The 13789-nt window shown below is 69.2% G+C and carries 13 protein-coding genes; 11 read left to right on the forward strand and 2 right to left on the reverse strand.

Annotated elements, in window-relative coordinates:
- The first annotated feature begins 12 nt into the window (after positions 1–12).
- The 5 genes from LZ199_RS23945 to LZ199_RS23965 are packed head-to-tail and all read left to right on the forward strand — an operon-like array spanning position 13 to position 4652.
- Positions 13–1050 (forward strand): zinc-dependent alcohol dehydrogenase, encoded by a 1038-nt coding sequence (locus LZ199_RS23945; protein WP_253996056.1) that lies wholly within the window; start codon positions 13–15, stop codon positions 1048–1050.
- Positions 1051–1071: 21 nt separating this feature from the next.
- Positions 1072–1716 carry a hypothetical protein gene (locus LZ199_RS23950; protein WP_253996057.1) on the forward strand — a complete coding sequence of 215 codons (645 nt, stop codon included), beginning with the start codon at positions 1072–1074 and terminating at the stop codon, positions 1714–1716.
- A 44-nt stretch (positions 1717–1760) separates the two neighbouring features.
- Positions 1761–2699 (forward strand): carbohydrate kinase family protein, encoded by a 939-nt coding sequence (locus LZ199_RS23955; RefSeq protein WP_253996058.1) that lies wholly within the window; start codon positions 1761–1763, stop codon positions 2697–2699.
- A gap of 28 nt (positions 2700–2727) precedes the next feature.
- A complete protein-coding gene (locus tag LZ199_RS23960; protein WP_253996059.1) occupies positions 2728–3603 on the forward strand; it encodes an SDR family oxidoreductase in 876 nt (291 codons plus the stop codon).
- Complete coding sequence (locus LZ199_RS23965; protein ID WP_253996060.1) at positions 3600–4652, forward strand: hypothetical protein; 1053 nt, start codon at positions 3600–3602, stop codon at positions 4650–4652. Before LZ199_RS23960 ends, LZ199_RS23965 begins: the two co-directional genes overlap by 4 nt.
- Before the next feature lie 65 nt (positions 4653–4717).
- Here LZ199_RS23965 and LZ199_RS23970 read toward each other — a convergent pair whose 3' ends face one another.
- Positions 4718–5470: a pyridoxine 5'-phosphate synthase gene (locus LZ199_RS23970; RefSeq protein ID WP_253996061.1), complete on the reverse strand. Its 753-nt coding sequence runs from the start codon at positions 5468–5470 to the stop codon at positions 4718–4720.
- Between the two features lie 164 nt (positions 5471–5634).
- Between LZ199_RS23970 and LZ199_RS23975 the strand changes: the two genes are divergently transcribed.
- The 6 genes from LZ199_RS23975 to LZ199_RS46490 all read left to right on the forward strand — a co-directional run bounded on the left by LZ199_RS23975 (position 5635) and on the right by LZ199_RS46490 (position 12593).
- Complete coding sequence (locus tag LZ199_RS23975; RefSeq protein ID WP_253996062.1) at positions 5635–5814, forward strand: hypothetical protein; 180 nt, start codon at positions 5635–5637, stop codon at positions 5812–5814.
- Between the two features lie 114 nt (positions 5815–5928).
- The gene (locus LZ199_RS23980; protein WP_253996063.1) at positions 5929–6750 is read left to right on the forward strand and encodes a hypothetical protein; all 822 of its coding nucleotides are present in this window, start codon (positions 5929–5931) and stop codon (positions 6748–6750) included.
- Positions 6747–7073 (forward strand): PqqD family peptide modification chaperone, encoded by a 327-nt coding sequence (locus LZ199_RS23985; RefSeq protein ID WP_253996064.1) that lies wholly within the window; start codon positions 6747–6749, stop codon positions 7071–7073. The genes LZ199_RS23980 and LZ199_RS23985 overlap by 4 nt, the downstream gene beginning before the upstream one ends.
- Positions 7066–8127, forward strand: coding sequence for a hypothetical protein (locus LZ199_RS23990; protein WP_253996065.1), 1062 nt, complete (start codon positions 7066–7068; stop codon positions 8125–8127). Before LZ199_RS23985 ends, LZ199_RS23990 begins: the two co-directional genes overlap by 8 nt.
- A gap of 130 nt (positions 8128–8257) precedes the next feature.
- Positions 8258–11362, forward strand: a complete 3105-nt coding sequence (locus LZ199_RS23995) for an ABC transporter transmembrane domain-containing protein (protein WP_267145156.1) — start codon at positions 8258–8260, stop codon at positions 11360–11362.
- Positions 11349–12593, forward strand: a complete 1245-nt coding sequence (locus tag LZ199_RS46490) for an HlyD family efflux transporter periplasmic adaptor subunit (protein ID WP_267145157.1) — start codon at positions 11349–11351, stop codon at positions 12591–12593. Before LZ199_RS23995 ends, LZ199_RS46490 begins: the two co-directional genes overlap by 14 nt.
- Before the next feature lie 4 nt (positions 12594–12597).
- Here the strand turns inward: LZ199_RS46490 and LZ199_RS24015 are convergent, their stop codons facing one another.
- Positions 12598–13017, reverse strand: coding sequence for a hypothetical protein (locus LZ199_RS24015; RefSeq protein WP_253996066.1), 420 nt, complete (start codon positions 13015–13017; stop codon positions 12598–12600).
- Positions 13018–13789 lie beyond the last annotated feature (772 nt).

Genomic DNA, 13789 nt, shown 5'->3' on the forward strand with positions numbered 1-13789 from the left:
GAGGGGGAGCACATGAGGGCAGTGGTGTACACGACAGCCTGGGAGCTGGAGCTGCGCGAGCGCGCCGAGCCGTCCGCGCCCGTGCACGACGAGGTGCTGGTGCGCGTTCGCGCCACCGGCATCTGCGGCACGGACCTGGGCATCATCGGCGGTGAGTACGCGGCGAAGCCCGGAGTGGTGCTGGGCCACGAGTCCTCGGGCGAAGTCGTCGCCGTGGGACCCGCCGTGCGGCACGTCCAGGTGGGGGACCGCGTCGTCATCGACCCGACCTTCTTCTGTGGCCAGTGCCGGCTGTGCCGCACCGGGCGGCAGAACCACTGTCAGCGCAAGGGCGAGACGGAGACGGGCGTCAGCGCCGACGGCACCATGGCGCCGCTGCACAAGACGACGGAGCGCTTCCTCTACACGCTGCCCGCGCATGTGAACTTCGAGGAGGCGAGCCTCACCGAGCCCCTGAGCTGCGCCGTCACGGGCGCGAACCAGCTCCGGCTGCGTCCCTCGCTGCGTACGGTGGTGCTCGGCGGTGGGCCCATGGGGGTGTTGTACGCGTGGGTGCTGGCGGGCCTGGGGTTGACGGGGACGCTGGTGGAGCGCTCCGCCGCGCGGCGGGAGCTGTGTCGCGAAGTCGTGGACCGGCGCTGGACGGTGGCCGAGTCCCTGGACGAGGTCTGCGCGCGCCACGCCTCGGAGGCGACGCCGCTGGACGTGGTGGTGGACACCACGGGGCGGCTGGCCGGTGAGGCGCTGACGAAGCTGTCGCGCGGCGGGCAGCTGTTGCTGGTGGGACTCAAGCGTCACGAGGTGGCGCTGGACGTGGGGGCCATCGCGGACCGCAGCTTGTCCGTGCAGGGCTCCATCGACTCGCTGGACAGCAGCTTCGCCACCGCGCTGCACCTCATCAGCTCGGGCGTGGTGCCCGCGCGCCGGCTCGTTTCGCACCGGCTGCCGCTGGCGTCGTTCCGCGAGGGACTGGCGCTGGTGGGCTGCGACGTGGGGGCCCGACGTCAGGGCGCTCCCGCGGCCGCGCTGAAGGTCGTCCTCCAACCCTGAAGTCCGAGCGAGGCACTCACGATGATTCATGGACTGCTGATTGAAGGCACGGACTACGCGGGCAAGACGACGGTGTGCAAGCTGTTGGGCGCGCGCCTGACGGCGGCGGGGCTGCCGGCGCGGCTGGGCCATTGCTACGTGTTCGACATGCCCATCCTCGACCACTTCCTGGCCGAGGCGAAGCGCACGCCGGACCTGCTCCAGATTGACTGGTTCTACTCGGCGAACATCCTGTTGGACCTGGCGCGCTGTCATCGAGGGTTGCCGTCGGGCTTCCTCGTCCAGGACAGACATTGGCTCAGCCAGGTGGGGCGCAACCGCTTCTTCCATCCGGACGTCGCGGGGCTGCCCAGCCAGCTCATCTGGGATGAGCACCTGCCGTTCGCGTTCAACTACTACCTGACGTCCACGCCGAAGGCGAAGCGGGAGCGCGCGCTGCTGCGTCCCTCCAAGTCGGTGCGGGACACGTACCTGCGCGACAACCCGGAGCGACACCAGGCCTACGACGAGTTCCTCGTGTCGCTGCTGCCCGCGGAGGAGCGCTGGACGGTGGTGGACACCAGCGAGCTGCGGCCGGAGCAGGTGGCCGAGCGCATCGCCACGGACGTGCTGCGTCGACTGCATGCGGAGGCCCCGGCGCAGGTGCGGCCGGCGGTGGCTCTCTAGTGAGCGCGGCGGGCGGCAGGCGGAGCAGCGGGAAGGGGGAGGCCATGCAGGCACGGGAGGGCGCCATGGAAGTGCTCGTCATCGGAAACAACACGGTGGACATCGTCTTCTCCACGCGCGAGGCGCTGGTGACGGACGGCAAGGTGCAGGCGGACGGGCTGCGCTTCTTCGGAGGCGGGCAGGGGGCCAATGTCGCGGCGATGCTGGGCTCGCTGGGCGTGCGCACGCGCTACTTCGGCGTCTTCGGCGGTGGGGACTTCGGACGGCTGGCGCGAGGCTCGCTGGTGGAGTCCGGCGTGGTGGTGGAGGGAAGCCTCACGGTGGCGGACTGTCCGCAGCACTCGGCGGCCATCGTCGTGGACACCACGCACGGCACTCGCTCGCTCGTCATGCACAAGGACGCGCGGCTGCGCATGGATGGCATTCCGGCCGAGGCCGCGCCGCTGGAGCAGTGCGGCCTGGTGTACCTGGACGGGCACGAGCCCGCCTTCTCACTGGCGCTGGCGAAGCGCGCGCGCGCCCTGGGGCTGCCGGTGCTGGCGGACGCGGAGGTGGCCGAGGAGGCACGGCCGCTGTTGCCGTACCTCACCAGCCTGGTGGCGCCGGGCAAGGTGCTGCGCGAGTTGACGGGGGAGCGCGAGCTGTCCGCCGCCGCGCGGACGCTGCTGGCCGGAGGGCTGCGCGTGGTGGTGGGCACGCTGGGCGCAGAGGGCTGCGAGGGGTGGACGGCGCAGGGCGAGCACCACCGAGTCCCAGCGGAGCGCTGCGAGGTGGTGGACACCACGGGCGCGGGGGATGCGTTCCACGCGGGCTACATCGCGGCGGTGCAGGCGGGGCACGGCTTCGGCGAGGCGCTGCGCTTCGCGACGCAGGTGGCGGCGGTGAAGTGCGGAGTCCCGGGGCCTCGCGCGGGCGCGGACCGGCTGGCGCTGCTGGGAGTGGGACTGGGCACGAGCGGGGGCGAGTCTGTGTCGCTGCTGTAGCGGCGATGGGGACACGGGGGACCGAGCCATGAAGGTCATCGTCACGGGGGCCAGCGGATTTCTGGGGCGCAGGGTGATGCGCGCGCTGCGGATGGAGGGAGTCCAGGCCCAGGGCACCTGGAGCGCGACGCCGCGCCAGGGGCTGATGCGCCTGGACATCACCGATGCGCGTGCCGTGGACACCGCGTTCGCGGAGGGCCGCTTCGACGTGTGCATCCACGCGGCGGCGCGCTGCAATCTGGACGACTGCGAGCGTCACCGGTCCGCCGCGACGAACATCAACGTGGGAGGCACGGGCAACGTGGTGGAGGCGTGCCGACGCACGCGCACGCGGCTGCTCTACGTGTCCACCGACCATGTCTTCGACGGCGCGCCCGCGCGCACGTACGTGGAGACGGACGAGCCGCGGCCGCTTCAGCACTACGGCGTCACCAAGCGCGAGGGGGAGTTGCTGGCGCTGACGTTGGAGGACGCGTTGGTGCTGCGCGTGCCGCTGCTCTACGGCCTCACGGGGCCGGACGAGAAGGCGACCTTCGTCACGTCCACGCTGGAGCAGCTGGCCACGGGACAGCCCGTGTACGTGGATGGCGAGCAGGTGCGCTACCCGGTGCTGGTGGACGAGGTGGCGGGCCTGCTGTCGCGGCTGGCCGGGGGCGGAGTGCGGGGCGTGCTGCACTTCAGTGGAGGTGAGGCCACCACGAAGTACTCGTGGGCGCGGCGGCTGGCCCATGCCTTCAACCTGGACGTGTCGCTGGTGCGCACGCGCAAGGAGTCGTCGCTCGCGGTGCGTCCCCGGGACAACCGGCTGGAGTCCACGAGGCTGTCGGCGTTGGGCCTGAAGGCGCCCTTCTCCCTCTCGGAGGGACTGGATGTCCTCCGGCATCAGCGGGAGGCGGGCGTATGAGCACCGCGCGAGCCGAGGGTGACTGGCGCGGAGTGATGCGCGACGTGCGCGTGTCGGGGAGCCGCGTCACCAAGCGGGCCACTCATGGGCGAGACAAGCTGTTGCGAGAAGTGGCGTGGCTGAAGGCGCTGCCTCCGCGCGCGGCGGAGCGCTTTCCTCGGGTGCTGGAGGTGCGCACCGGCGCGGACTGGGCCGAGTACGACATGGACTTCTGTCCGTGGCCTGAGCTGTCGCGCGTGCTGGTGGACGGCACGCTGACGGTGGGCGAGGCCGTGGGGGGTACGCGGAGCATCGTCTCCTTCGCCTTCGACGTGCTCTATGCGGACCACCACCGTCCCGCGCCCGAGGGCTTCTTCCACGCCAGCTATGTGGACAAGTTCTGGAGAAGGGCCAGCGCGGGCCGGGGCCTGTCGGCGCGCTTCGACCGGCTGTGCGCGGCGGGGAGCCTGGAAATCAACGGCCGGCTTCACCGGAGCGCGGCCGAGCTGGTGCGCGCGCTGGAGCGGGACCCGGAGCTGCTCGCGCGCCTGAACCCGCCTCGGGTGGGCCGGTTCCACGGCGACTTCAAGTTCGACAACGTCCTCTTGGAGCCGGCCACGGGTCGCTTCCTGCTGTTGGACCCGCGGGGTTCGACTGTCACGGGGGATGCGGACAGCGACTACCTGGAGGACCTGGCCAAGCTGCGCACCTGCACGAGCGGCCTCTACGATTTGGTGCGCGCGGGCGCGGCTCGGGTGACCGAAGGCATCGACGGCCTGTCCTGGGAGTGGGCCTTGTGGGCGCGGCCCGCGCTGGAGCGGTTCGCCGCGCTGGATGCATGGCTGGGCGAGGAGCTGCCCGCGCGGGCGCTGGCTCGAGGTGACACCGACTGGCGCGTGCGGTGGGACTTCGTCACGCCGTTGCTGCTCCTGGCCAACGCGCCGTTCCAACTGGCGCCGGTGAATCCGCGCACGGAGGACATCGCCCTGGTGCTGCATGCCACGGGCGTGCGGCTGCTGGCGGAGGCGCTGGAGCGTCACGGCACGCGGAGCGCGGAGGCGAGGCCATGACGCGCGCTACGAGAAAGCGCTCAGCCCTCCGAGGCCGCTTCATGACGCGCGCCGCGAACAGCGCGTCAGTCCTCCGAGGCGGCGTGGAGGAAGCCGGGCAACACCGCGCGCAGGCCCGCGATGACGGCGGCGGCCACGAAAGCATGGCCCACGGAGACGAGCGTGGGGCGCACCGCGCGAATCAGTGGGGGCAGGTGACGCTTGTCCAGGTCATGCGCGGCATTGACGTCCAGGCCGAGCTCGCGAGCCCGGTCCGCCGCTCGCGCGAGTGCCTCCAGCGCGCGCTCCTGCGCGGGCGTGCCGAAGCCCTCCACATAGTCGCGGCAGTTCAGCTCGACGGCGGCGACGCCAGCGCGGGCGACCAGGTCCACGGCCTCCGGCTCCGGGTCCACGAACACGGAGAGGCGCGTGCGTCCGCTCAGCGTTCTTGCCCAGTGCGCGAGCCGGGACTGGTCATCCTCGGCGCGCCAGCCGCGCTGCGTGGTGAGGTGCTGGGCCTCGAAGGGCGTCACCACCCAGCAGCCGACGCCGGAGGTGCGCTCCAGCAGCGCGCCGAGGTCCTCGCGCAGGTCTCCGCCGACATGCAGCGTGGCGTGGCCCTCGCGCACGGGCTCCAGCGCGGCGAGCGCGGTGACGTCGTGGGGCTTCACGTGCCGGTGGTCGGACCACTGGTGGACCATCAGCGCGCGGCAGCCGCCTTCGATGAGCGTGCGCGCGGCCTCCGTCAAATCCGGCACGGCGCCGCCGCGCGACGAGCGCAGCAGGGCGACCTTGTTGAGTCCCACGCGCAGCAGGGGTGTCGGCACAGCGGCACGCATCGACGGACCTCCCAAGTCCAGGTGGCCATCCTCGCATGGCCGCCGGGTCGCGACACGCGCCGCGTGGCGTGAGCGCTCCCTCCCGAGTTCAGCGGCCCTCCAGTGGCCGCGCCAGGTGCAGCACGCAGCAAGCAGTGAACGAAGACCCATCAAGGAGCAACACCATGAACAAGCCCCGTAGCGTTGCCATCAAGCTGTCCGCCGACACCATGAAGTGCGTCGTCGGTGGTTCCATCTCCACCATCCCCGGCCCGGTCATCACGCAGCCGCTGCCCACCCTGCCCGGTCCCATCGTCACGGGCCCCATCATCGTGGGCCCGGGCCGCGTCTTCCCGGTGCTGTGATTCTCGAGTGAAGGCTGACCGCGTGAGCCGTTGAGGTTCATGCAGGGGAGGCGCGGGCCGCTCAACCCGGCTCGCGCCTTCCTTCCTCTTCTCGCTTCTGGTGTCGCCGCCCTCATGACTCAGCCCTCGCGTGATGAACTGATGACCCTGCTTGGCGTGGACCTTGGCCAGCTGCTGGCGCTCGAGTCGCTGACGCCCGCGGTCGAGGCCGCCGTGTTCCTGTCCGGCTCCCTGGTGGAGGGCATGGGCAATGCCTTCTCCGACATCGACGTGTTCATCGTCGGAGGGGGCGAGCCGACGGGCACCAGCCTGCACAAGGCCGGAGACGCGCTCTTCTCCGTGCACATGCTCGGCAAGCGCCGGGTGGACTTCGAGTACTGGAGCGAGGCGTCGGTGGAGGTGCTCGCCGCGAAGCTCGCCGCGTTGGACCTGAAGGAGGGCGGGCGGGACAACGTGATGATGGAGCGGCGAATGACGGAGGACGAAATCGTCTTCCTGCACCGCGTGCGCACGGGAGTGGCGCTGATGCACGACGGCCGGCTGGACAGGCTGCGCTCGCGCTTCGACTTCCGTCGCCTGTCGCGGTGGCTCCTGGAGGTGAAGATTCGCGAGGTCGACGACGCGCTCGAGGACCTCTACGGGATGATGGAGCAGCCGGACGTGGCGCTGATGCGCGCGCGGGAGTTGCTCAACTCCACCTGCGATGCCTTCTGCCACTACCGGGGGAGCACGAACATCCGCCGCAAGTGGCGCACGCGCATCCTGGGACAGCTCGCCGCGGGTGGGGACGAGGAGGCGCGCAAGTTCGAGAAGCGCTTCTGGGAGCTTCAGTTCGCGGACGGCGCGCGGCTGCGCGAGCGCCCCGAGGAGCTGAAGGCCTACCTGGAGACGTGCATCCGGCTGTGCAACCAGCTCACGGATGTCATCGAGGAATGAGCGCCATGGACCTGGACGTGCTCGTTCCCATCACGCATCTGCGGGTGCGGCGCCGTCGAGCGGAGGGGCAGGTGCACCTCATCCTCGACAACTACTACTTCGATTTGGACGAAGGCACCGACGCCGTCTGGCGCGCCTGTGACGGCGTGAGGACGGTGGCCGAGGTGGCGGAGGCGCTGCACCGCGAGCGGGGCTGGGCGCTGGAGCTGGCCCGGTCCGTCGCCCGCGAAACGCTGAGTGCCTTCGCCGAGCAGGAGCTCGTCTCGCTCGTCGCCCCGACTTCCACACGCAACCCATCCGCAGGCGGTGAAACCCATGAGTGAAAACAACGGACACCTTCCCATCATCGGACGTGCCTGGCATCCCTCCACCCGTGAGCCGGGACCGCTGTTGCCCGCGACGCGGCTCGCGCTGGCGAACTGGGTGAGGCCGGACGGACTGGCGCGACGCGAGCTGGTGCTCGGCGCGGCGGAGGGCGAGCCCTGGGAGGTGATGACCATCGACAGCGAGAGCGCCGAGCAGGCGTGGCGGGTGATTCACCTGCTCGACGGCAAGCGGACGCTGGCGGACATCGCGAAGGAGACGCGGCTGGACCTGGCGCTGGTGTCGTCGGTGGCGCAGGACCTGTATCACCGCGCGGTGCTGGTGCAGACGAGCGGGTTGGAGGTGGATGCGCTGACGTATTACGAGCACCTGCGCTCACTGGCGGGAATCGCGCAGCAGCGCTGGGGCCCGTCGTCGATGCTGCGTCGGTTCTGGACGGGACCGGTGTCGCGTCGGCTGGCGGTGGGCTACCTGCTGGAGAACTACCACTTCGCTGCGGCGGCCTCGTCGCACCAGAGCGCGGCGGTGGCGTCGCAGCCGACGGAGCGACTGAAGACCATCCTGAGCGAGCACCTGTCCTTCGAGTACTGGCACCACGCGTGGCTGAAGCGCGGGTTGCTGGCGGCGGGGCTGACGGAGGCGGACCTGGAGCACGCGTCGCCGCTCATCTCGATGCAGGCGCTCATCAATCACCTGCGTTGGTTGGGGATGGCGGATCCGCTGTCGTACTCGGCCTGCATCGGCGTGGGCGAGGGTGACCCGACGGCGTTGGCCACGGTGGGGAAGTTCTGGGAGCGCTTCACCGAGCACGGGGTGTTGCCGGTGGAGGCGTTCGGACCCTTCCGGGACCACGACATCGGCGATTGCAGCGACGACCACGACCAATTTGGTCGCGAGCCCTTCGCGGACGCGGGCCCGCTCACCGCGGCGGACCAGGCGCGCATCCGCCGCCGGCTCATCACCTTCTGCAGGCTGACGATGGCGTACCACCGCGAGCTGCTCGACTTCTACGGACCGGAGCAGGGGCCCACGGTCTTCTCCGTGGAGGACTGAGACAGCTCAGGCCTCGAACAGCAGTGTCATCGAGTCCGTCGCAGGAGGTGGTTCAAGTGCAAGCGCAAAACAGGACGGTACTCGCTTCGCGGAACGTGTCCCCGGGGACACGAGGGTCGAGCGCTTCCTCATGAGTGTGCTTGCCGACTCCATCGAGGTCTCTCCGCTGGACGCGCGTAGCGTGTCCGGCGTGCTGCGCGTCCTTCCGGAGGAAGTGCGTCGACACCTGGTGAAGACAGGGCGCGTGCGCGAGTACGTGCCTCAGGAACTCGTCGCGACTCGAGGGCAGCCCTGCGACACGGTGTGCCTGGTGCTGGAAGGCATGCTGGTGATGGGGCACCTGGGGGCCAGCCACGGGGCCTTCCTCCGGGTGACGCACGCAGCGGCGGGCGAGTTGTATGGCGCCCATGCGCGTGGCGACGGAGCAACGCACGGCTTCGACGTCGTGGCGGGTGGCGCGGTGCGCGTGTTGGAGGTGTCTGGCGCGGACTTCCGGCAGGCGCTGGCGCTGGATGAGACGGGTGGGCTGACGGCGCTGCTGTGTCCGGCGTTGCGCCGAGCGCTGCTCGACTTGTTCGTGGACGACGTGGAGCCGGAAGGGGTGCTGCGACTCGCGGCGTGCTTCCGGGAGGGCACGGTGCCGGAGGGCACGGTGCTGATGCCCGCGGGGGCGACGGCGGCGGAGTGGTGGGTGTTGAGACAGGGCTCGGTGCGCTATGGCGAGCGGGCACTGGGACCGGGTGAGGACTTCGCGCTGGATGCGCTGCTCCTGGACGCGCCGGTCTTCGCGGCGGCGACGGCGCTGGAGACGAGCACGCTGCTGTCCGCTCCGAGAGGTGCCACGGCCGAGGTGCTGCTGCGCTTCCCGGGAGTGCGCCGTGCCCTGGGGCGGCGTGTGGCGAGGAGCAGTGCGCAGTTCAATCGCTGGCCGCACGTGGTCCTCACGGACGTGAGTGCGCCTCCCGAGGCACCTCCGGAAGAAGAGAGCTCGATGGAGCTGCCGGAGCGGCCTTCTTCCGCGTCGCCGTGGAAGCCGGTGCCGTTCTATCGGCAGCAGGAGCACATGGACTGTGGGGCCGCGTGCCTGCGGATGGTGGCGCGGTACTACGGGCACGAGCTGGACTACCCGTCGTTGATGAAGCTCGCGGGTGTGAGCCGGTATGGCACCAGCCTGTTGGATTTGTCGCGCACCGGGGAGCAACTCGGGTTCATCACCACGGGCATCCAGGCGGACTGGGAGCTGTTGGGCTCGGTGGACCTGCCGGCCATCGCGCACCTCCAGGACCGGCACCACTTCGTCGTGGTGTGGCGAGTCACTCGCAAGGGTGTCGTGGTGGGCGACCCGTCGTTCTCCACGCGTTTCATTCCCCGGGAGGAGTTCCTGCGCTCCTGGCGAGGGGTGCTGCTGTTGCTCAAGCCGTCGGACCGGATGTCGACGGCGGGGGCGGCGCTTCCTCCGAAACAGAAGGAGCGGTCCGCGCTGGCGCGCTTCTCCGTGTTGGTGCGTCCGTATCGATGGGTCATCGCGGAGCTGGTGGGGCTGTCGTTGTTGTTGCAGGTGCTGGCGCTGGCCTTCCCATTGGGAAGTCAGGTGGTCATCGACCGGGTGTTGATGCGCGCGGATGCGCAGTTGTTGGACGTGTTGTTGGTGGGGCTGGTTGTCACTGCGCTGCTTTCGGGGGTGCTGGCCTTCGCGCGGAGCTACCTGGTGCTGGAGGTATCCACGCGCATCGAGCGGGACGTGGTGGAGACGCTCTACCGGCGGGTGTTGGACGGGGCGTCGGGGTTGTTCCAGCGCTTCACGACGAGCGACATCCTGAATCGCTTCATGGAGGTGGGGCTGATTCGAGGCTTCATCGTGGACAACGCCATCGCCATCACCATCGACGTGGCGCTGGTGTTGAGCACGGCGGCGGTGTTGTCGATGTACTCGACCACGCTGGCGGTGCTCGCGCTGGCGTTGATGCCGCTGCACCTGTTGGTGTCCGCGGTGGTGGGCCGCTGGGTGCGCAACCACACGGTGGCGTACCTGTCACAGCATGACCTGTACCAGACGCACCTGATGGACTCGTTCAAGGGATTCGAGTCGCTCAAGGCGCACGCGCTGGAGCTGCCGTTCCTGCGCACGATGCAGCGCTTGCTGGCGCCGTCGCTGCAACACGGCTTCAAGGCGGCGATGCACGGTGCGATTGGCGCGAGTGTGTCGCAGACGTTGGACCTGGTGGGCAGCGCGTTGGTGTTGTGGGTGGGCTCGCGAGCGGTGTTGCGAGGGGAGCTGACGGTGGGAGCGCTCATCGCGGCGACGCTGTTCGCGCGGCAGATGAGCGGGCCGGTGGTGCGGCTGGCGACGCAGTGGCGGGACTACCAGCGGGTGCAGGCGCACCTGGAGCGGGTGGGGGCGGTGCAGGACGTGGCGGGGGAGGGAGACAAGCGGGCGTCGGCGGTGCTGGAGCTGCCGCGGGTGAAGGGTCACATCCGGTTCCGGGGCGTGAGCTTCCGCTATGGAACTGGCCGCGAGTCCAACACGTTGGAGCGCCTGGATTTGGAGTTCGCGCCGGGTGAGGTGGTGGCGTTGGTGGGGCCGTCGGGGTGTGGGAAGAGCACGCTGGTGCGGCTGCTGTTGCGGTTGCATGACCCGGGGGAGGGGACGGTGTCGATTGATGGGTACAACCTGCGGGACGTGACGCCGGAGTCGGTGCGCGGGCAGATAGGGATGGTTACGCAGGAGACGCAGCTCTTCTCCGGGACGGTGTTCGACAACATCGCCTGTGGGCGTCCGGTGACGGAGGAGGCGGTGGTGCGGGCGGCTCGGCTCGCTGGGGCTTATGACTTCGTCACGGAGCTTCCGTATGGCTTCCAGACGTTGGTGGGGGAGCGCGGGTTGACGTTGTCGGGAGGTCAGCGCCAGCGGGTCATCATCGCGCGAGCGCTGGTGACGGACCCGCGCATCCTCATCTTCGACGAAGCGACGGCGGCGCTGGACCCGTTGGCGGAGCAGGCGATTCACGACCGGCTGCGCGACATCGTCCGGGGGCGGACCACGCTCATCATCAGCCATCGACTCCAGACGTTGCAGCACGCGGACCGCATCGTGGTGATGAACGAGGGGCGGATTTCCCAGATGGGGACGCACGAGTCGCTCATGTCCGCGCAGGGGAAGCTGTACAGCGCGCTCGCGCAGGCGACGCCGAACTGGAAGCGCCATGGATCGGAGGGTGCTCATGGCGGTGACTGAGGACACCTATCGGGAGTTGTTGCCGGTCCTGGACTTCCCTCGGACGCGACGCGTGCTGCGCGGGCTGTACGTGGTGTGCGCGGGGCTGGCGCTGCTGGGGTTCGGCGCGCTGTTCTTCGTCGAGATGGATGTGGTGGTGCGTGCCCAGGCGGTCGTGGCTCCGCAGGGGGAGACCGCGAGAGTGCAGGCGCCGCGCTCCGGTGTGGTGCTGGAAATCGCGGTGCGTGAAGGGCAGCAGGTGGAGCAGGGAGCGGTCCTGCTGCGACTGGACGATGCGCAGGTGCGCTCGCGGGTGAGGTTGCTGGAGCAGCAGGTGGTGGAGGCGCGCTCGCGAGTGACGATGCTGGAAGCGCTGGTGGCGTCGCGGACGGAGTCGTACGGAATGCAGGTTCGCGTGCGCAAGGCGACGGCGCTGGAGACAGCGGCTCGACTGGAAGCGGCGCGAGCGCTCATCCACGCGAAGGAGCGTGAGGCGGAGGCGCGCTTACGGGATGCGCGGAACGCGGAGCATCTTCGGGAGAAGGAGTTCGTCGCCTCGGTGGAAGCGGAGAACGCCTCCGTGCAGGCGGAGGTGGCGCGCTCGCAGGTGGTGGCGGCACAGGCCTCGGTGCGTGAGCTGGAAGCGAGCCTGGGGCGACTGGAGCTGGAGCAGCGTGGGCTGGAGGGCGACTCGCGGGTGGCCTCGCTCTCGGATGGAGCGGCCCTGTCGGCGGCGAAGGTGGAGCTGGAGCGCTACACGGGAGAACTGGAGGAGACGCGGTTGGAGACGGCGAGGCTGGAGGTGGTGGCGCCGCGAGCGGGCACGGTGCAGGGGCTGACGGTGTTCGACCGTGGGGACGTGGTGCAGGCGGGGAGTGTGCTCGCGCTGGTGGTGCCGTCGGAGGACGCGCTCGTCCTGCGCGCGGCGGTGGCCTCGGAGGGCATCGCGTTCCTGCGAGACGGGCAGCCGGTGCGCATCAAGCTGGATGCGTATCCCTTCCAGGACTTCGGCGTTCTGCTGGGGGAGCTGTCACGAATCGCGGGGGACACGACGCGGCGGCAGGATGACACGCTGGGAGCCGCACCCTATCGCGTCGACGTGAGGGTCCCCGGTGAGCCGCGTTCCACGGCGGGAGTGCCCGTGCGGCTGCGTCCAGGAATGACAGGCACCGCCGAGTTCGTGGTGCGACGCGAGCGGCTCATCTCCGCGCTGATGCGCCCATTGCGGGGCGTGGACAGCCTGGGACACTGACCCGCTACCGCTGCACGGAGAGGATGCGCCACCCGGTGACATCGATGGAGTAGGTGGCGCCGACGTCCAGCAGCGGAGGACCGCCGACGTCGCATACCTCCGGATTGGGAACGATGCTGACGAACACGATGCCCTGAGGACCCGGCGCGGCTACGACATCGTAAGCCTCACGGCGAGCGAGACACTGCTGAAGAGGGGTCGCCGCTCCGGGGAGCTTGAAGTCCCAGGGCAGGTAGTCCTCCATCGCGAGCTGGATGGCTCTCAGCGTCGCACCGGGGATGATCTGCCGCCCCTCTTCGGGAAGAGCGAGCGGAATTTCGACCTTCGCTGCCTCGGCCTGGGGCGCATGAACCGGACGCGGAGGGCGTTGGAAGAGAGCGCAGGCGGGCAGGAGGAACAGCAGGAGCATCAACGCGCGCGTCATGGAGACCTCGTGGCTGCGGTGCCTCTTGTGTCACAAACCTTCGTCGTCCGCACGGTACGATTTCAGTCTTGGTCCACTGCTGTGACGATGCCATATCGCTTGTCAGCAGGTCTGATGATGCCAACGAGATTCCACTGTTTCTCTCGCCGCACGTAGACCTCTCCTGGCAGCGAACTGCCCAGATGGGGGACCAGCTTCATGACGGTGCAAGCATTGTCGAACTGGATTCGGATGCTCCAGACCTGCGTTGCGGCAATCCGGTCTGTTGGAGACATGGGGGAAGGAGCCCATGGATGGCTGTGGAAGTCCGCGAGGACGACGGGGCGGTCCCGTGCATCGACAACGTAGCGAGGGGGAATGCACTTCTTCTGTTTGGAGGGACCGACAGGAATCGGCTCCCCCAACGGGGAAGGAATGCTCGCGTAGTAATTGCCATCACTCAGCGAGTAGATAGCTCCGCAGTACTCCTGGCCGTAGTCACGGTCGCGTGCGCGTGGTTGCGCCATGATAGCGGGACAGAGTTGGTCGATGACCTCGTCTACATCCGTAGATGGAGTGATAGCGGTCCAGGGCCCACGAACGTGCACATGGGGGCCTTCTCGCCAGAAGTCGCGTTCCCCGTCAGGAGCGGGCGCGCTTGTGGCGCAGCCCAGGAAAACGCCGAACGCAATGGCACATCCGGGTTGAACCCTCATGAACACCCCATGGAAGAAGCTTAGGCAGATCTTTCAACGATGGCCGGAATCGTACTCTTAACCTATCCCACCAGAAA

Source organism: Myxococcus qinghaiensis (genome assembly GCF_024198215.1).
GTDB lineage: Bacteria > Myxococcota > Myxococcia > Myxococcales > Myxococcaceae > Myxococcus > Myxococcus qinghaiensis.